The organism is Sporosarcina sp. NPDC096371 (assembly GCF_044762865.1).
In the GTDB taxonomy this organism is placed as follows: Bacteria; Bacillota; Bacilli; order Bacillales_A; family Planococcaceae; genus Sporosarcina.
Map to the genome: position 1 here is coordinate 159,749 of NZ_JBIWFE010000003.1, position 20,305 is coordinate 180,053.

Below are 20,305 nucleotides of genomic sequence, written 5' to 3' on the forward strand. Positions count from 1 at the left end.
GCATTTATGAAGCTTTTTCGGTTACCTTCGCTTGCGTGCTAGTAAGATCAGTAACGGCAGTAGTGATAATGTCACCAATCGTTTGAATTCTTTCTGGACTCACATTTTCGATGGAGTCTTGAGGTGTATGGTAATAAGGTTCCATCCTCGCAGTTCCAGGTTCCATCCAAATGAATAAGGCTGCATCAATGCCAGCGTCGTGGAATGGGACATGATCTGAGCGGCTGAATTGATATGGATTGAGTACACCATCGTCTATATTCAACTTTTTAGAAGCGGCAGAAACGGTGTCCCAAACTAGATTTTTTTTGCCATCAACCGTATTTACATACAGCTGGGAAGCTGGCGCCCAATTCGTTCCGACCATATCCAAGTTATAGTTGACGATACTTCTATTAATTTCGTCTTGGGAAAGTTGGCTCACATAGTATGTCGATCCAACCAATCCAATTTCTTCTGCCCCAAAAGCAATGAACCGAATTTCTTTGTCAACTGGCACATTTTGCATAGCTCTTGCAATTTCAAGAACCGTAGACGTACCGGAACCATTGTCGTTTGCGCCAGGGGAACCAGCCACGCTGTCATGATGTGATGTCACATACACGATTTCAGGGTTTTCAATGTTTTTTGGTTTTTTGACAGCAATCACATTTTGTGATTTTCTTGTGCTATCTGCATGGATGACAAGATTAGCTTCTACCTCACCCGTCGTCATTTGCGAAAGTAAATCTTCTCCGTTCGCCTTTGTAATACCAACTACTGGTATGGAACTCTTGTTACTTAAGCCCGGTAAAATGGGTGTAGAACTATTCACGTTATCATAAATAATGACACCAGTAGCCCCTGCTGCTGTTGCATTCTGGACCTTTTCCCAGAAAGTAAAATCCCCACGTTGAATTAAAGCAATTTTACCTTTTGCATCAGCTGTGAAGTCTTCGGCTGTACCTAAACCGGCTGCATAGAGTTGACCGGTTACTCCGTTCTCATCTGTATATCCTGATCCATCAGCAATGGCTACCCTTACATTTTGATTGTCATTGGAGGTAATCTGCAATTGCCCGGTCAAAAGGTCAGGCAGTTTAAATTCTTGTGTGGAAACGTCATAACCGAGTTTTTCAAATTCATTTTTAATATATTCGACGCCTTGTCTTTCTTCAGCGGTACCGGTAACTCGTGGTCCGATGCCTATACTTAAATTATGAAGGTGTGTCATAGCCCTGTCAGAGCTAAAAGTAGTATCCCACTGTCCGACCATTTCATCGGTAGAGTCCTTTAGCGCTTGATAGGCTGTCCCAGATAGTAACTGCTTACTATGTTGTTGTTCAAGTAAAACAAGAAAGCCATTCATGTGTTTTACAATTTTATCAGCATTCGCTTGCTTTTCGTACAGCTCCAATGCTGTCATATGGGTTTTTAGAGCACGGGCTGCCACGCTATTGGCAAATTCTCCTTCTGATTCAAAACGCTCAATCAGTAACTTAATGCTACTCGCGCTGACACCATTCAGAGAATAATTGGTGTTCCCGGCATTTACATAGCTTGTAGAATCGTAAACGTTTGTGAGTAGTTTATGCATGGCATCTCGTTCTGGCAAAATCATTTCGGCCTGTGATTTAACAGCGATGTCACTCGTAGTTAAAGCCGAAGCTGGACCAGCTCCAAGTGTTGAAGCAGTTAACAGCATGATACTTGCAGTAGTGAAAAATCGCGACAAAAAACGTTTAGTTCCCAAATCTACCTACCCCCTATTCAAATTGTAGTACAAATATGATTATATCAGAATTGGTATAATATTGTATTTTATTATGAAGATTCCATTAATAACAGTTCGAAAGAAACAAAAATAGATAAATCATGGCGAGTGGCATGGTGAAAATAGACTGTATATTTTTTACTATGTAATAAAAAAGGCTTATAAATAGCTAGATTCAACAGCCTCTCATCATTTCGAATAGGACACGGTTAAGTTGTAAAGGTAGAATTGATGGAATTTTTCAATAGTGAAATACCGTCAAATCTCCATATACTTAGGATGTGAATACGATAGAAAAAGAGGGGAAGAGAAAGATGAAAAATAAATTTATGAAAAGCACTGCTATTTTGGCATTGAGTACAGGAGTATTATTTAGTTCTCTACCAACTAGTACCTACAGTTCAGTTGCCTATGCGAATGTAGTCCCATCCGTTGAACAAGTATTAGCTGAGCTGACACCTGAACAGCGTAAGGCCTTACATCAATTGCAAGTCAGTGATCAGACTGGGTTACAGTTAGGGGCAGAAGTAAACTTAGAGAGTGAAGATGAGATTACGGTTATTGTTGAGTTTAAGGACAAGCCTGCCAAAGTAGCCGTTTTGGAAGAAGCGGCGAATGGAACTAAATTGTCTATGGCAAAAGCGCAACAAAAGGCCGATGCAGCTCATGTGACGTTCAAACAAGACTTACAAACTATTTATAAAGAAGATGTTAAACAGAGAAAAGAAGTTTACAAGGTTAAAAACACATATAAAAATACCCTGAATGGCGTATCCATGGAGATTCCGGCCAATAAAGTAGAGGCTTTGTTGCAATCCAACACCGTAAAAGCGATTTGGAATAATGAAATTGTCCAAATGGAGCCACCGGTCAAGCAGGAAACAGTAGAAGGGGAAGAAGAAACAAAACGCGTGACGTTCCCTGGTATTGACAAGTTGCATCAGGAAGGATTTACAGGGAAAGGTATCAAAGTCGGAGTTATCGACACGGGAATCGATTATAATCATCCTGATTTAAAGGATGCCTACAAAGGCGGGTACGACTTTGTCGATAATGATAATGATCCAATGGAAACGACATACGATGAATGGAAGGCATCTGGATATTCAGAAAGAGATTTCTTTGGCAATCTCTACTATACGCAACATGGAACGCATGTTGCTGGAATTATTGCGGGACAAGGGGAAAATAATGTTGAACATAGTGTAACAGGCGTAGCACCTGATGCTGACCTCTATGCATATCGTGTGTTGGGCCCATGGGGGTCAGGAACGACAGAAGCTATTTTAGCGGGTATTGATAAGGCTGTGGCAGAGGGGATGGATGTGATTAATCTATCGCTAGGGCAAAGTTATAATGATCCGTTGTTTATCACAAGTATGGCATTGAATAACGCGGTTCTTGCAGGCGTTACGTCAGTTGTTGCCTCAGGAAACACTGGTGAGGGATTATATACGCTTGGCTCCCCGGGTGCTGCAGCATTGGCTATCACTGTTGGAGCGAGTAATGTATCTGAAAGTATTGCTACTTCAAAAGGTTCATTGCATGCAGCTGAGAGTGTACCAGTTGATTTAAAACTGTTGGCAAAAGGCTATCAGGATAACATTGAAGAGTTAGAAGGGATGGATCTTCCCGTTGTGGACGTAGGAGCAGGATTTGCTTCAGACTATAAAAATAAAGATGTAAACGGCAAAATAGTGTTCGTCAATAGAATAAGTCACTCACTAGAATCAAAAATCATGGAAGCCCAAAAACAGGGTGCAAAAGCCGTAATGATATGGAATATCCTTCCGGAAGAAGGCTTTATCCCAACATACCTCGGGGAAGGGTATGGGCTCATTCCGACATTTTCGTTATCCTATGACCAAGGAATAGCGATGCAAGAAAAATTGAAAACAGGAGAAGCGACTTTTTCGTTTGATGAAATAGGACAAGTTATGTCAGAAGGGGATCAGCTCGCAAGCTTTAGTTCACGCGGCCCTGCACGTACAACCTATGATATTAAACCGGAAGTAACAGCACCAGGTGAATCAATCTTCTCTACGGTTCCTTCCTATATGAATGGACCAGACCAAATGGGGGACTATCAATATGCGTATGACAGACTATCCGGAACATCCATGGCAAGTCCGAATGTAGCAGGGGTTGCAGCATTATTGTTACAAGCCAATCCAGATTTGACGCCTGCAGACATCAAGCAAGTAATTATGAATACTGCAGATCCGTTAAACGGCGAGTACAGTGTGTATGAAGTGGGGGCGGGCAATGTGGATCCGTATGAAGCGATCCATTCCACAACCCGAATCGAAGTAGTCGATGAAACACCAGGTTGGGTAGATAAAAAAGGCAATCCGAAGCCCATGAAAGATCTTACGGGGGCCATCAGCTTCGGGACCTTTGCACAGAATGGTAAGACGAATATATTAAATCAACGTTCACTCTTTATCTATAATAATAGTCAACAAGCGAAAACATTTGATGTAGAAGTTGAATTCCAAACATTGAACGAAAGATACCCAAATGACTTTAGAAGTTCAAACGATGCGGATGAAAATGGCGTACAAATTCATACTGATCAGACGATAACGGTGAATGGAAACGGCAAAAAGAAAACAACTGTTTTTATTTCTGTTCCCAAAACAGCAGACTTAGGAACGTATGAAGGTTACGTCACGTATACCAATCAGGAAAATCCAGATGAAACCTATCAAGTCCCGTTCGCCATTCGGACCACTGAAGAGGGAATAGAATCGGTAGAATTGGTTCCAAAGGCGATTACAACAACAGGAGATTATAGATATCCCGGGATAGCAAATAAGACAGATGCAATGATGAAGTTAATATCCCATATGCGTACGGTCGATGTGGTTTTAGTTGACGGAGAGACAAATGAAGAACTTGGATTGGTCGGCACGCTTGATGGAATACGAATGAATGAGAAGGTCAATCTTTATATCAAACAACTCTTTTATGGGCTGTATTATCCATTTACAGGGAACTCTGAAAGGCCAATTGCTCACAACCAAAAGTTAGCGGATCCAGGTTCATATAAGTTAAGGTTTATCGGTACGAATGATGCAGGAAAAACATTCTCTAAAGATACACCTGTGTATATTGAAAGCATTGCTCCAGAAATTAAGCTAGATATGGAAACAGACGTATACGAATACAAACCAGAGGAAAAAACGGTAACCGTATCTGGCACAATTTTTGATAAAGAAATTGAAGATATGAAATCGGCCGGATTTGATTTTACGCAAGGAAATAACAAAATGTTTTATCAAGACCAGCTTGGGGGCAGGCAGATAGAGATACCAGTGAAGGAAGACGGAACATTTTCTGTGGATATTCCAGTCAATCAAACGAGACCTATGCACCTGAAATTTTTCGGAACAGATGCAGCGACAAACAGGACTTATAAAGAAAGCAAAAACATTTATTTCGTCCGCGAAGGAGAGGCATTTGCATTTATGCGACCAGAAAAAAATGCTGTATTGATGGGGGAGACAGCACAGACTACGCTCAGTTTAAATAATGTCGAAAACGTAACAGAAGCCGTGTATTCGTTCTATTATCGATCTGATCTTGCAGCGCCAATTGTAAAGCCGCATGCGAGTGTTAGCGATTCGATCGATATTACGATAGATGAGGCTCCGTACAGTGGAGCGTACCAACAGCTGACCATTACGGCAAAGGTAAAAGAAGGACAACCTGCATTGTCGGGAGATCTTACGCTAGTAGATGTAGCATTTAAGATGAATAGCATTTATTCTGCAGCACCGATTTTTTATCCTGGCTACATGACTGCTTCTTATACGGATAAAAATAATAAAAAAATACAGGCATTGAGTGCTAATCCAGATATCTATATAACGCCGACATATTCCTTAGCACGCGGACCTGTCGATGCGGAAGCTTTCATAATGGCTGATGGATCTCCAAAGAAGATTGATTATGTGGAAGCAGGGGTCAAAGTAACGGCAACGGGCACGGACGGTCATGCGTATGAAGGAATATATTATGCTACTGCTGCATCCGTATATGAGATTCATAATCTGCCGCTAACCGATAGCAAGTTCAAATTTGAGTTGAATGCACCAGGTCACTTTACGATACACGACGAGTTTACAATCGGATACCAGGATAAAGGAAAAATTGTTTCCCAAAATAAATATTTAACTTATCAACCTGCTCAAGGTGGAGACGTCAATAAAGATGATGTCATCGATGTTATGGATGCACTGTATATCCAGACTCATTGGGGAAAGAACAAACGTGAAGCGGATATTAATTATGACGGTAAGGTAGATGCAAAAGATCTTGAATTTGTTCAAAAGAACTATTTGATGCGAAATCCAACAGTCGACAATGCACCGAAACCGGTGGAACGGTTTAAAGGGAAGACGTTAGAACATATTCTTCGGGAACTAGGTATGTAATCCTTTAGTAAAAGCTTTAGTTTTTACCTAAGTCAATGAGTAAACTGCATATGAATAGCGAAAAAGCAACGATTGATCTTTTAATCGTTGCTTTTTTGTATGGATGTAGAGTGCAAAAAGCATTTTAAATTAATTGTTATTAGAGTTTTGGCATGATTCTGTTTATGGTATAGTGTTACATTAATACAACGCCAATGATTTTTTAACATAGACAAAAGAAACTAATGCGTAGGTGAGTCGGATGAATGGAGCACTTTATCAGGAAATTTTGTTTTATATGCAAAAGAAGAATTTGAGTAGAACAGATTTGGCTTTACATTCTGAAATCCCTATCAGTGATATCAGTCGTATTTTTAACCATAAGCAGCCACTTAACATGCAAAAATTAGATGCGATTACGGATGCCCTCGGGTTACCAGAGGGTCATTTCTATTCGTTTTATGTGGAAGAATGTTTTAACAAAAATGGGCATCTGGACAAACGTAGAAGTGAACAATTTTTATATAAATGTGTGATCCTGGGCCACAAAAAGCATAGCGATAAAATCATTAGTGCCATGTTAGAGGAGAAGTCCAAAACCATTCGCAATAAAAATTTGACTTATATCTTTTTCATTGCGGAGAAGTTATTTAAAGAGGGAAGAGAAACAGAGGCTTTGTCGTTGTATGAGGTGTTTATCGACAATGAACCCAATCGATTTACTGAACAAGTGGCGATTAGTTACTTTAGGCAATTTTATATTTTAAAAGGGGCAGAGAAGGTGCAGCATGCTTTAGTCCACGTCTTAGAGTATTTAGCTTACTTGCCTTTCAATATCAGAACTGAGGCGACTCTGTGGATAATGGCGGTTTATTACAGGCGTGAAGAATGGGAAGAAGTACTGTATTATGCGAAGAAATTAGAGCAGATTGCCGATAGCGACATACGCTTTGGAAGTGCGCTTATGTACCAAAGTTATGCATTAAATCGACTGGATGGCTCATTGAAAGAAATTTTACACCTAACGGATCGATACTCAGTTGTTAATGATTATTTTTATGAATTGGCCGAGGGAAATAGATTATATTTTCTATTAGAGAATGGCCAATTGGAGCATGTTGACGATTATTTGAAATGGCTGGAGAAAAGGGATGATATTTATGTTGGATTACCTAGGGTGTTGGAGGCATACGTGAATTCAAATCGATTAGAAGATGCTCGTAGGTTACTAGTAAGGTTTCAAGACGTTATTGAAGATTTAGCTATCAGTAAAGAACCGTGGATTAAAGAAAAGATGTATATGGATTTTAAATACGCACACGCGCTGTATTTATGTAAAAGTAAGGCATTCGTAGAAGGCTTAAATGAGCTATTAGATATAGCGACTGTGGCAAATAAAATAAGAAATTTTGAAAGGCTAAAAAAATGTATTCTCGTGTACTGGGGATATAGGCAATATGCAACTGTAGAACATGAGGCGAAATTTATAGAATTGCTTAGCACTGGGAAATGATTCTATGGTTTCAGGCTCAGGCGGTTGAATGGTAGAACAATTATTGGTGCCTAGAAAATCCGGAAAAAATGTGATCGTTTACATCTTTTTCGGTTTTTTTAGTACTTACATTCCTTGTACCTGAAAATGGGAGTTTTACTTCATTTATAGAATCCGCTCCATGACTATTTTCCTTTTTATAGAATAGGTCATTCATTCTAGATTTTATTCAATTTACTTAATCTTTAGTAAAAGAGCAATATTCCTAACAATAAAAGCAATATAGTTATTGTGGAAGCGCTTTAACGGACGTAATCTAAGTATAGTGGAAAGAACGGGTTACATAGTTTTGTATAATTCCACAAATAATACCATGTAATGTTACTAGAACAGTGGAAGGAAAAAGGAGAAGTGGGTTAGGCCATGGTACTAGCAAGTTCTCTCCTTCACTAAATGAAGAAACTATTGAAAGGTGGAAGAAAAATGGGAAGTAAATATGGAAATAAATCATTTAAGGCTCTGCTTGCAGCTGTATTGTTAGCACAGCCATTGGCAATGGGTACTATGTTGGCCCCTAAGGCAGAAGCAGCGGAAATTAAATCGGGGGATGTTGTTCCATTCGAGGCAGTTCAAGCCGCCAAAGTGGTAGAACAGACTGCAACATCTACTCAACAGGACCTTGTAGATATTACAGATAATAAGCTTGAAGCGGGAGATTTTAAGGTTCTTGCTGGAGATGGCAGCCTTACTTACAATGCAGATGGGTCTGTTACTTATAAAGTGACGAGTACTCAAAAAAATAAAATTGTTTATGACAAAATGAAGCCGATTAAAAATGGTGTTTTCGAGGCTGATATTACGCCTGGGGATCAGACTATGAACCGATTTGGTATGATTTATCGTGTACAAGATCCTTCCGCATACTCGTATGTTGGAACTGGGGACGCGAACAATCTGTATTTTGGAGAAATATTTGGTCCAGCAAATACGTATACAGGCATGACTACGGGTGTCGCACTTGAAAAAGGAAACACGTACCGTTTACGTGTGAAGATTGCTGATGATCTTGCAACTTTATTTATCGACGACAAGAAAGTGAATAGCTGGACATTGGCAGGTGGTGTGGATCAACCTGGATTACTTGGGTTTGAAAAGAGCCGAGGGGCTGGTAGCATTACAATTTCAAACGTAAGAATCCTTGAAGAAGCAATTCCGGAACCTCCAACGACAGCGCCAATTATTGATACATTAAGCTCAGATTTTATGGACGTGAAGATCGACCAAGTCTTCCCACGTGTTGTGGAATATAAGGCTGATGGAAAAGTCATGAATGGTCAGGTAAACCCTGTCTACGGCCTGAAGGTTAATGGTGCACTCTATTATCCGGAAGTAAGCTTTGAGAAGAAAAGTAATAGTGAGGCGCTTTATACATTAAAGGTGAAAGATGAATATGAGAAGCTGGATGCTACCTTTAAAGTTTCTTTAAAAGTGGATGACAATCAAGTTGTTTATAACTTCGAAGAGATCAATAATAAGAGCACTGCAATCATCGAAACTATTGAATTTGCGGATATGAATTTTATCTCTGTCAATTCTGATCAGGCGGATGCGAAAGCGAAATTAACGAATTTAAGCAGTGACGTGACAAAGGTTGGCGATGTGGATGTCACTGTTAATGGGGCAATGACGGGTGCTGGTACTTCAAGTTCGTACTATACAGCGCTGTTGTCGAATGCTGAACTGAGTGCGGGTGTGTGGTCAAGTTCAGAAGTAGATGGCTATCGCAATTTAGTAGCGAAGCGCTCTGAAGATGCAGAAGGTGTGAAGTCATTAGGAATTGGATCGAACGCCCTCTATTACCAACGTGCATTTATGCCAGAGGCTCCTACAGTACTACCAACGATTAAAATCGCAATTGCAAAAGATTCAAATGATGACGGAAAAGTGAATTGGCAGGATGCTGCAATCGCTTACCGTGATATCATGCAAGACATCCCAGATTCTGAAGATGTAAATAACAAAATCGGTACAAGAATTGTGATGAACTTTGGTTCACAAGCACAGCAACCATTTTTAAAAACGCTTGATAACGTTAAAAAGGTAGCACTTGCAACGGACGGGTTAAAACAACCGATTCTATTAAAGGGCTATGGAAATGAAGGACATGACAGTGCGCACCCTGACTATGGCGATATTGGTGAACGTATCGGTGGCGCTGAAGATATGAACAAGCTGATTGAAGAAGGACATAAGTATAATGCAGAATTTGGTACCCATATTAATGCACAAGAATCTTACCCTGAAGCGAAAGCATTTAGTGATGAACTCATTCAAGGTCCAGATTCTAGAGGATGGGGCTGGATTGACCAAGGATATGTGATTGACAAAATTAAAGATTTATCTACGGGTAACCGTGCGGAGAGACTAGATGAGTTACATGCTGCAGTTCCGGATCTTGATTTTATTTACCTAGATGTATGGTATCAGGATCAGTGGGAATCCAACCGAATCGCAGAGCAGTTTTTTGAAAGAGGCTGGAGAATGACAACTGAGTTCGGTACATCAGTAGCGAACAATTCAACTTGGCAGCACTGGGCAACGGATAAAAACTACGGTGGAGCAGCAAGTAAAGGGATTAACTCAGAAGTATTGCGCTTTATCAGTAACCACCAAAAAGATTCATGGGTGTTGAACTGGCCTGAAGTAGGCGGAACAGCTGATAATCCTTTACTTGGAGGTTTTGAATTAGCTGGGTTTGAAGGTTGGCAATCGGATAAGAACTTTGACCAATATATCCGGATGACATTTGACACAAATATGTCAACTAAATTCTTGCAGAAGTATTATGTAACAAATTGGGAAACAGTTGCAGGTGATACAACTAAAACGAACTTAGAAAAAGAAATTAAATTGGCTGATCCAAGCAATGGTGATGTTGTCACTGTAACGAGGAAGGATGGGTCAAGGGGTCGTGTAATTAAGCTCAACGATAATGTTGTTCTTGACGATCATACGTACCTCATTCCTTGGGTTGAACAGGACTTTAAAACACCAACACCTGATTCTGAAAAAATGTATCACTGGAATCGCGATGGTGGGACGACTACATGGACACTTGCAGACGAATATGCGAATGCAGAAAAGCTTTATGTCTACAAATTGACGGACCAAGGTAGAACGGATATGCAAGAGGTTAAGGTGGTTGATAATAAAATCACGTTAACGGCTGAGGCATCAACTGCTTATATTGTTGTAACTAAACAAGATAATGGCTTAGAAGTCACTGATTGGGGTGCAGGTTCTCCTGTCTACGACACGGGCTTCAATTCTGGAACAATTAACGATGATCAAACAATTGTAGCTGGAGATAAGGAAGCACTAAGTGTGAAAAGAACAAATCAAACTGGAAAGGCTCGTCAAGTAAGTAGTGGCGATTATTACTTAAACGTTGAAAATCCAACAAAATTGACAACGGTTACTCGTACGATTTCTAATCTAGAGCCAGGCAAAGATTATGTGGCTGAGGTTTACGTTGAAAACCAAAGTGATGTCAGGGCTGCCATTGCAGTTACAGGCGGAGTAGAAGAAGCAAGTAATTACACGTTACGTAGTTTGCAAAAGAACTATATTAAAGCAGATTCTCATGCAACGAATAATGGCTATACGAGCAAAATGCAAAGAATGCAAGTGAGCTTCACAGCCAAAGCAGATACGGCGCAACTGACACTAAGCCGTGAGCCTGGTGCGGGATGGACGAAATTTGATGATATTCGCGTTGTTGAAAAATCATTGAATAATAAGGTGAATTCAAAAGTGTTCGAACAAGATTTTGAAACGGTTGTACAAGGGATCTATCCGTTTGTCATTGGGAATACAGAAGGCGTAGAAGACAATCGAATTCACCTATCTGAATTGCATGCTCCTTATACACAAAAAGGGTGGGCTGGTGCGAAGCTAGTCGATGATGTCATTGCTGGAGATTGGTCTGTGAAAGTGAATACAGGGAATGCGGGTCTGATTTATAAAACCATTCCTCAGCACCTCCGTTTTGAAGCTGGTTTTGATTATAAAGTGTCCTTTGATTATCAAACGACAGCTGGTTCATACCGCTTTATCTCAGGAGATCAGGAAAATGATGCACGTAATATCAAAGATGTAAAAGGATTGAGTATCAATGAACTTATTCCTGCATCCACTGATACAAAACGTGCTGAGTTTACAGTTAAAGGCTCCGATAATGGACAAACGTATATCGGTATCTTTAGTGATGGAACTCCACTCAATATGCATACAGGTGCAGGCACGTTTATCTTAGATAATTTACGGGTTGAAAAGATTGTGAACGTAGACCCAGATGTAGACTTATCGATACTTGAAAAACTCATAGTCGTAGCAGAATCTATGACGAAAAGTGGTTCAGTGTATACAGTGGAATCTGTCAATGCATTGAAGGCTGAGATTAAAGTAGCGAAAACAGCACTTGAATCGATTCAAACAAAAACAGAATTAATGGCAACACTAACTAAATTGCAGGCGGCAGTTAAAGGGCTTGTAAGAAAGTAAGTGAAGGGTAGGGTATTTCCATTAGGGAATACCCTTTCTTCTATCACTAGGGACGATGTGAGGAGATAGATGTATGAACAAGCGAAGAATAGCAGTTGCTAGTGTAGTTGTAGTATTTATTGGAGCTGTTTCAATCATGCTTGGGATGAATAGAAGCGATAAGCTTGGGCTGGTCATTGGGCAAGAAGAAATCCTACAAGAGGAGTTTCTTCAAGCAATGAGCAATGAAAAATATTCAGTTACACAATACTTTCACAATAAATATGGTGCAGAGGTTACAAAAGACTTTTGGTTAAAGGACTTCGAAGGGGAATCCCCCTATCAGATGGTTGCGGATCAGACAGTGGACGCTTTGACAGCCACACAAGCGGTGTATGAAATTGCCAAGGACAAGGGCCATTTAGAGACGATGGGCTATAGTGACTTACTCGAAAGATATGAGTTGGAAAATAAAACAAGAGAAACAAAAATTAGCAATGGCGAACCTGTCTATGGGTTAGCACAGTTTACGCTGGATCTATACAAAGAATATGAAATGAATACGCTAGAAAAGCTGTATACCAATGAGTTGGATAATGAAGGAATGGACATTTCCGACGAAGTGGGAAAACAGTATTACGAAGAAAATAAAGAAAAGCTGTATGTGAAAAATGATGACATGGAGATTGAATTCATCAGAGCGTACTATGGAATTTTAGATGTAGATGAGAGTGAAATAAAGGCATTAAGAGACGACTTGCAGAGCCTTTCCAAAGAGATGTCAGATGTGACGACAATTGGGGACCTCGTTGACACCTATGAAAACTTAAAACCTTATTATCAGCATTTGACTATCACATCAGAGGAATTTTCATCAAGGGGAAGAGAAATCGGTGATGTTTTAGAACTAGCGATGGAGTTGGAAAGTGGAGAAATGACACATGTCATTGATCAAAATGATAGCTTGTATTTAATCCGTTCGATTGATCGCGTTCATCACGACTACCTAGCGTATGAAGAGGTGAAGGATAATATTTTAAAAGTATTGCGGGAACAAAAATATGAGGAAATTGTTGCGAAAAGGGCAGAGGAACTTTCAGTAAGTGACGACCGAGAAAAACTGTATTCATTTACGAAAAAGCACTTAAGATAAGGGGGAAGTGGAGGTTATGGCTATGAAAAGCTTTAGGCGAATCTTTTGTATGATGGCGTTATTAGCTGTTTTACAATTACCGATGCAGTCATTATTATTTGCAAGCACTGTACAAGCAGAACAAATGGCTGGTAGAGATTATTATATTAGTAGTCAAAACGGAAATAACAACAGTGATGGCAAGACGGCAGCAAAGTCTTGGGAAACATTAGAGAAACTAAAGGAAGTTGAACTGCAGCCGGGTGATCGGGTTCTGCTCGAGTCTGGTTCGGTTTTCAATGACTTTATCCATTTAAGAAATGTCCATGGAACAGCTGAAAATCCAATTATCATCACAAGTTATGGCGAGGGAAATAAGCCGGTCATTAATGGGAATGGTCAAGGGGTTTGGTATCAGGATTATGTTCAGGGACTCGATAATGCAGGACATAAGAAAGAAGGCTATGTGTCATCTACGATTTTACTATATGACTCAAGCTTTATCGAAATCAGTCAACTAGAAATTACAAATCAATCCGATGATTGGGATTATATGCAGTCAAAAAGTGAACAGCTTAAACAGCGCATGAGTCGTACGGGTGTCGCGGGAATTGCGCAAAATAGCGGTACAATGGAGCATATTTATTTAGACAATCTCTATATCCATGATATTGATGGGAATTTAGAAGATAAGCATATGAATAATGGTGGGATTCAATTTAATGTTTCTAAGCCGGAAAACGAAGCGGAAACAGGTATTGCGAGATATCATGATATTCGGATTACAAATAATCGCATTCAAAATGTGCATCGTTCAGGTATTGCTGTAGGGTACACGTATCAGCATAACCAATTTATTAAAGCTGAAATTAGCGATGAAACTGCCAGTAAGTATGGTCACACTGAGATTTTAATAGACGGCAATTACATTCAAGAGGCAGGAAACGATGCAATTGTTATTATGTATGCGGATCGTCCAGTTATTCGAAACAATGTTTCGGATAAGTCAGGTGCTGATTTAGATGATGGCTACCCTGGTTACTGGATGTCATTTAGTGCAGGAATTTGGTCTTGGAAAACGAAAAATGCCTTGTTCGAATATAATGAGGTATTTGATACTGTAGGCGAAGGAAACGGAGATGGACAAGCCTGGGATATTGACTATTCAGACGGCACAATCTACCAATATAACTATAGTCATAATAACGGTGGCGGTGCATTGCTCGTCTGTTTAACTGATTCAGTGAATGGCACTTTCAGATATAATATTAGCCAAAATGATTTAAAAGCTTTCCTGACATTCCAAGGAAATCCGTTGGCAAAGGTTTATAATAATGTGTTTTATGTAGATGGAGATCGTAGCACACGAGTACACCATCCGGAACCGCAAAAACGTGGTGGCGTGGCTTATGTTGCGAATAATATTTTCTATAATGCAAGCTCGAATAATCCAAATGATGAATGGAATCCAGGGAATAATAAAACATTTACAAATAATTTGTATTACGGATATGAGTCAATTCCAGCGAATGACCAGTTTGCGATTGTTGCAGATCCGCTATTCGAAAACGCTGGGAAGGCACCTGACTCTACTACTGGTGTCGCGCATCCAATTGAACAATTTGCTGCGTATAAATTAACAAAGGATTCACCTGCCATCAATAAAGGTGCTTACATCCGCAATAATGCAACAACAGACTTCTTTAAACAACCAATCGGTCTTCTTCCTGATATCGGAGTCCATGAATTTGATGGAGTAGAAGAAGATGTGCAAACGATTAATTCAGATGTCTATACTGTTTTAGCTGATAAAATTGTCAATATTCCTACGGGTACAACGGTAGATTCACTTATTGCTAATATTAAAAAGACAGCTAGCACAGTGCTTGAAGTGAAGCGCAACGACAAGGTATTGAATGCTGGAGATGTTATCGGAAATGGTGATGTAGTAGCGGTTACCTTTGGCAATGGCGTGAAGTCTAATTATGTACTTGAAACAGCAAAAGTCTATCATGAATATGATCCTAAGGGCATGATTGCAAGTGCGGGAAGTCATCAAGCTGGTGAAGAAGCAGCTAAAGCGATTGATGATGATAATAGATCCATGTGGCATACAGCATGGGCTGGAGCCAAGCAAGAGGATGTTTGGATTAGTGTAGATTTACAAGAAGTAAAACCCATTTCAATGTTGAAATATGTGCCTCGTCAAACAGGTGGAGTGAATGGAATCTTTACGAAGTTTTCCATTTATGTGAAGGACAACGCTGAGGATGAATGGGAAAAAGTGGCCCTTTTAGGTGAGAATAGTTGGCAGTCCAATAATGAAACGAAATACGCTTATTTTGACGAGATTTCTGCACGATACATTAAGTTACATGCGGAAGAAAGCACATCAGTAGAGTCAGGGAAACTATTCGGTTCTGCTGCTGAAATTAGAGTTGGCTATGAAATACAACCTGGGGGGGAAGAATAGAATGATGAAACGAATATTTTTCCTGTTTTTAACGGCCATTTTAGTTTTTTCCTCTTATGCACCTATATTAGGAGGACAAGTGGCGGCAGCGGAAGGCGGTACAACCTATTATGTCAGCACACTAAATGGGCGAGATAGTCATAGTGGTACAGCAAAAAATCAGGCTTTTTATAGCTTGCAGAAAATAAATGACATCGAATTGCAGCCAGGGGATCGGGTATTGCTTGAAGCGGGATCGGTCTTCATTGATGGCTATCTTCATCTTCAAGGTAGTGGATCAGAAGAGGCTCCAATTATTATCGATCGCTACGGAGAAGGAGATGACCCAGCCATTCAAACGAATGGACAAGGGATTTGGTATCAAAATTACGGGACACAATTAGATAATCCAAGCCATAAGAGGCAAGGCTATGTTTCCTCCTCCATTTTACTTTATGATGTGGAGTACATCGAAATTAACAATTTAGAGATTTCGAATGATCCGATGATGGTCGGAGAAAAATATAGCGATCTTAATAAGATGAATCGTACGGGCGTTGCAGCTGTTGCGCAAAATAAAGGGACAATCGATCATATCTATTTGAATGGGTTGAATATCCATAATATCCGTGGCAATGTGTACGATAAACATATGAATAACGGTGGGATTTATTTTACTGTATTCAAGCCTTTAAATGAAGCTAAGACGGGTATTTCAAGATATAACGATATCGTCATCGAAAATAATACAGTCAATAATGTAAGTCGCTGGGGAATTGCAGTTGGTTACACCGCCTATTTTGGTCCTTTTTCTGGAAAAGCGGCTATTCCTGATGAGACGATTGCAAAATATGGTTCAAGCAATGTCATCATTCGCAATAACTATATTAAAGACGCTGGCGGCGATGCAATCACTGCCATGTATCTCGATAGACCGCTTATCGAATATAATGTTGCAGATGGTGCTGCAAAAGAAATAAATGACGAAGTATATCAAACCGGGTTTGGGAAGGTAGCGGCGGGTATTTGGCCTTGGAAATCAAAAAATGCCGTTTTCCAATACAATGAAGTATTTGATACTCATTATAACCAAGATGGTCAAGCATGGGATGCTGACTCTGGGGATGGGACGATTTATCAATATAATTATAGTCATAACAATGCCGGTGGTGCGATTATGATTTGTTTACCGGAAGCGATTAACAGTATCTTCCGCTACAATATAAGTCAAAATGATTTAAGCGGTGTTTTGAATTTACCAAGCCATCCAAAGGCACATTTCTACAATAATGTCTTCTATATTAAAGAAGGCGTGCCATTTATTCGTACTGGAATGACGGGCGGCACAGCGCTGATAGAAAATAATATTATTTACAATGCAGGTGCCTTGAAAAGTGAAGATTGGATCAAGGGTTCAAATATGACGTATAGTCATAATCTGTACTACAACTATGAGAATATCCCGAATGATCCATATGCCGTAACGGAGGATCCGCAGTTTGTTGATCCGGGTACGGGTCCTATCGGGATCATGACAAATATGAACCCGAAAGTAGGGAACGTGACGCATAATCGTGATGCGTTTAATGGCTATCAATTACAGGCGACTTCTCCAGCCATTGGAAAAGGTAAATACATTGAAAACAATGGTGGGCAGGATTTCTTCGGTAATGAGTTGATTGGTGCTCCAGATATTGGTGCTTATCAATCAAATATAGAAATGGAAAATGGTCACAATCAAATTCTTGCTGCGGCATACATCATTGACGAGAACAGCAAGTCGATCTTTATGCCAATGCTAGAAAATAATCCAACAACTGTAGAAGAGGTTAAACATAACGTTGCGGTATATGACACAGCGAAGGTAAAGATTTTCAACGGTGAGAATGAAGTGAATACGGGTACAGTTTCTAATGGTATGTTCTTGAAGGTTGTTGCGGAAAATGGAGAGGAAAATAGCTATACATTGAAAGAAAAAAATACCTACCAGTATGCTCTTGATTTTACAAAAGGACAGCAAGGCAATGTATGGTATGCACAAAAGAAAGTCAATCAAGAATATATGAACATGGCGAATTTTAGTGCGCAGTATCCTACCTGGGAAGGAAGCAGCTGGGCTGCGGTCGGACTTCAGGGGGCAATCGGTGATGCAATTACAGAAAATACGCATGGTCTCCTCGTTGATTCGTTGACAAAAGGAAGTGGTGAACAAGGACATTCAATGGCCTTTAGAGCACCGAAAACAGGAGAGATTTCATTGACGTTTAAAGACAATGAACCATATCTCCGTCAAGCATCTGCGTCAAGGCCAAATCAAAATGGTGATGTGAAATTACTGTTCACATTGAACGGTGAACAGTTACAAGAGCCAGTTACATTACCAAATGATGGTACATCGTTAATAATTGCTCCACAGTCTATACAAGTGTCGCAGGGAGACTATGTGAGAATTGAAATCGTGAATGAAGGAACACCATCCATTCCATCTGTTTATATTACACCACTCATTGAATACCAGGATCCAGATTCGACTGATCCAGGTGAAGAGGAAGTGAGTGCAGAAAGTATTAAGACACTTGTCGAGTCATTTGAACAAGATGGTGGAATTGCTGACGAGCGTACAGCCCGCCAGTTGAAGCTTCACTTAACAGCGGTTGCCCTTTATGAAGAGAAAGGGGAAGGTGGAAAAGTTGTGAAGCATATGGAGGCGTTCGTTCTCCTGTTGGAGCAGCAGCTGAAAAATGAAGCAATCAACTTAGAGGCATATACCGCTCTAAAAAATAGTGCTGAAGCATTGATTCTTAAATGGAGTGAAAGCTGAGGATGGCAGAAATTCCGTTTAACGTGCGGCTACACAGTGATTGAAAAACAAATAGATTAACGCGCTTAAGCGAGCGAGGGGGGCCTAAAGTCGAGAAAACGACTTGGGCCCCTCCTTTTTTACTTGCATTAGCAGAAGTCCTCCATTTCAATAACCAGCGGGATGAATGCCGGTTTGCGATTTAATTTAGGGGGGACTAACATTCTGCTGAATCAAATTAACTTCCTTCAAAATTTTGAGAATCAATTACGCCAAGGCGTAATTGATTCTCAAAATTTTTTCGCGTCCTTTCTATATTTGGAAGGGGTTTGATTGGTAATATGTTTAAACGATTGGGAAAAAAATGATTGGGAAGAGAAACCGGTCATTTCAGCAATATCCGCAATCTTGAAATCAGTCGTTTCTAACAGTAGTTTAGATTCTTTAATCCGGATTTTGTTTAGATACTCAATGGGGGAGATACCCATGTCTTTCTTAAAGGAATGCGCCAAGTAGTATTTATTAATATGTCTGGTTTCGGCCAATTTGTCCAGTGTAATCTTGTTGCGATAATTATGCTTAATGTATTGACGGATGAAAGCTACGTCTTTATTCATTCGCTTAGAATCGTTTTTTTCTACATTGAAATTTTTTTCTCGCTGAATCTTAATAATAAGAATTTCTATAATGTTTTGGCAAATAGACTCGGATTGACTTTCATTATTTTGAGCCTCTCTTAATAATTTGTTCAGATAAAATATATTATCCTCGCGATTCCCTTGATAGATATAGATATCCTTTTTCGCATCTTCATGTTCGGGCATTGAAAACGATAGTCCTTCTATCCCTACTGCAATGTATTGCAGGGAGTCTTGTGGGCTAGATTTTTCAGTATGATCGACAAAAGGATTGATAATCACTAAATCATTTTCCTTTACGGGAACCTCCCGATCTTGCAAAACAAAGAATCCTTTGCCTTTCACAATATAAAAAAATTCAGTGAAATGATGAGAATGTGGCGTGCTATGCCAGTCCCTTCCATATTCAGAGCGTGAAATATAGACAAGTTTAAGGGGCATTTTCTGTTTTTCAAAGTCTTTTATTTTATAGATGACATGCGACATGTGTCACGGGAACCTCCTTTGGAAAATGTTGTTATGAAAATTTTATCGAAAAAGCTAAAAAAAAGCAAGATTTCTAAAAGTTAATTAATATGCAGGATTCATGTTATCGTAGGGATTTGTGTAATTTGAAAATAAAGATTCACGTTAGTAAACAAGTCGTCCAATCCTTACCTTTGCTCGTCCATATACTATATAGAAGGTCGGCCGACTTATTAAGAGTTTGGAGGGGGGAAAGGACATGTGTTTTGAAGATAGAAGACGCAGAGATCGAGTGGAATTGATTTGTGAGTGTAGAGAAGTTAGGTCTAACCGCGATAATCGGGATCGCTTTGATCGCCGCCGCGAAGATGATTTTAGATGTCGCTGTAGAGAGTGTAACCGCAGACATTCTAATTGGGGATGGTAATCCAATAGAGAAAGAAGGCTATTCCATTGTGGAGTAGCCATTTTTTTTAATTCTATATGTGGGGTGGTCTTGATCGATTATAAGGAATTTTTACAGCAGTTTTATATCAATGGCATTTCCTTAACAAAAAAACATCACCCTTTGCAGGATGATGTTAGTCTGTAAACCCTTGATACACAAGGGTTT

The 20,305-nt window shown here is 39.8% G+C and carries 9 protein-coding genes; 7 read left to right on the forward strand and 2 right to left on the reverse strand.

Annotated features, from left to right (window positions below; all coding sequences use genetic code 11):
- Positions 1–4: 4 nt before the first annotated feature.
- Entirely contained in the window at positions 5–1,732 is a 1,728-nt protein-coding gene (locus tag ACIQ0H_RS09505) for a M28 family peptidase (protein ID WP_403413705.1), read from the reverse strand.
- A gap of 335 nt (positions 1,733–2,067) precedes the next feature.
- On the opposite strand from ACIQ0H_RS09505, the gene ACIQ0H_RS09510 reads away from it, so the two are divergent.
- The 6 genes from ACIQ0H_RS09510 to ACIQ0H_RS09535 all read left to right on the forward strand — a co-directional run bounded on the left by ACIQ0H_RS09510 (position 2,068) and on the right by ACIQ0H_RS09535 (position 18,610).
- Entirely contained in the window at positions 2,068–6,192 is a 4,125-nt protein-coding gene (locus ACIQ0H_RS09510) for a S8 family serine peptidase (RefSeq protein WP_403413707.1), read from the forward strand.
- A 241-nt stretch (positions 6,193–6,433) separates the two neighbouring features.
- Positions 6,434–7,684, forward strand: a complete 1,251-nt coding sequence (locus ACIQ0H_RS09515; RefSeq protein ID WP_403413709.1) for a hypothetical protein — start codon at positions 6,434–6,436, stop codon at positions 7,682–7,684.
- A gap of 462 nt (positions 7,685–8,146) precedes the next feature.
- Positions 8,147–12,226 carry an endo-alpha-N-acetylgalactosaminidase family protein gene (locus ACIQ0H_RS09520; protein ID WP_403413711.1) on the forward strand — a complete coding sequence of 1,360 codons (4,080 nt, stop codon included), beginning with the start codon at positions 8,147–8,149 and terminating at the stop codon, positions 12,224–12,226.
- A gap of 73 nt (positions 12,227–12,299) precedes the next feature.
- On the forward strand, positions 12,300–13,358 hold the full coding sequence (locus ACIQ0H_RS09525) for a hypothetical protein (protein ID WP_403413713.1): 1,059 nt from the start codon (positions 12,300–12,302) through the stop codon (positions 13,356–13,358).
- Positions 13,359–13,380: 22 nt separating this feature from the next.
- Positions 13,381–15,810: a discoidin domain-containing protein gene (locus ACIQ0H_RS09530; RefSeq protein WP_403413715.1), complete on the forward strand. Its 2,430-nt coding sequence runs from the start codon at positions 13,381–13,383 to the stop codon at positions 15,808–15,810.
- Position 15,811: 1 nt separating this feature from the next.
- The gene (locus ACIQ0H_RS09535) at positions 15,812–18,610 is read left to right on the forward strand and encodes an FIMAH domain-containing protein (RefSeq protein ID WP_403413717.1); all 2,799 of its coding nucleotides are present in this window, start codon (positions 15,812–15,814) and stop codon (positions 18,608–18,610) included.
- 269 nt (positions 18,611–18,879) lie between these two features.
- Here the strand turns inward: ACIQ0H_RS09535 and ACIQ0H_RS09540 are convergent, their stop codons facing one another.
- Entirely contained in the window at positions 18,880–19,713 is an 834-nt protein-coding gene (locus tag ACIQ0H_RS09540; RefSeq protein WP_403413719.1) for a helix-turn-helix transcriptional regulator, read from the reverse strand.
- Positions 19,714–19,997: 284 nt separating this feature from the next.
- Here ACIQ0H_RS09540 and ACIQ0H_RS09545 point away from each other — a divergent pair, with 284 nt between their 5' ends.
- A complete protein-coding gene (locus tag ACIQ0H_RS09545; RefSeq protein ID WP_403413721.1) occupies positions 19,998–20,156 on the forward strand; it encodes a hypothetical protein in 159 nt (52 codons plus the stop codon).
- The last annotated feature ends 149 nt before the right edge of the window (positions 20,157–20,305 follow it).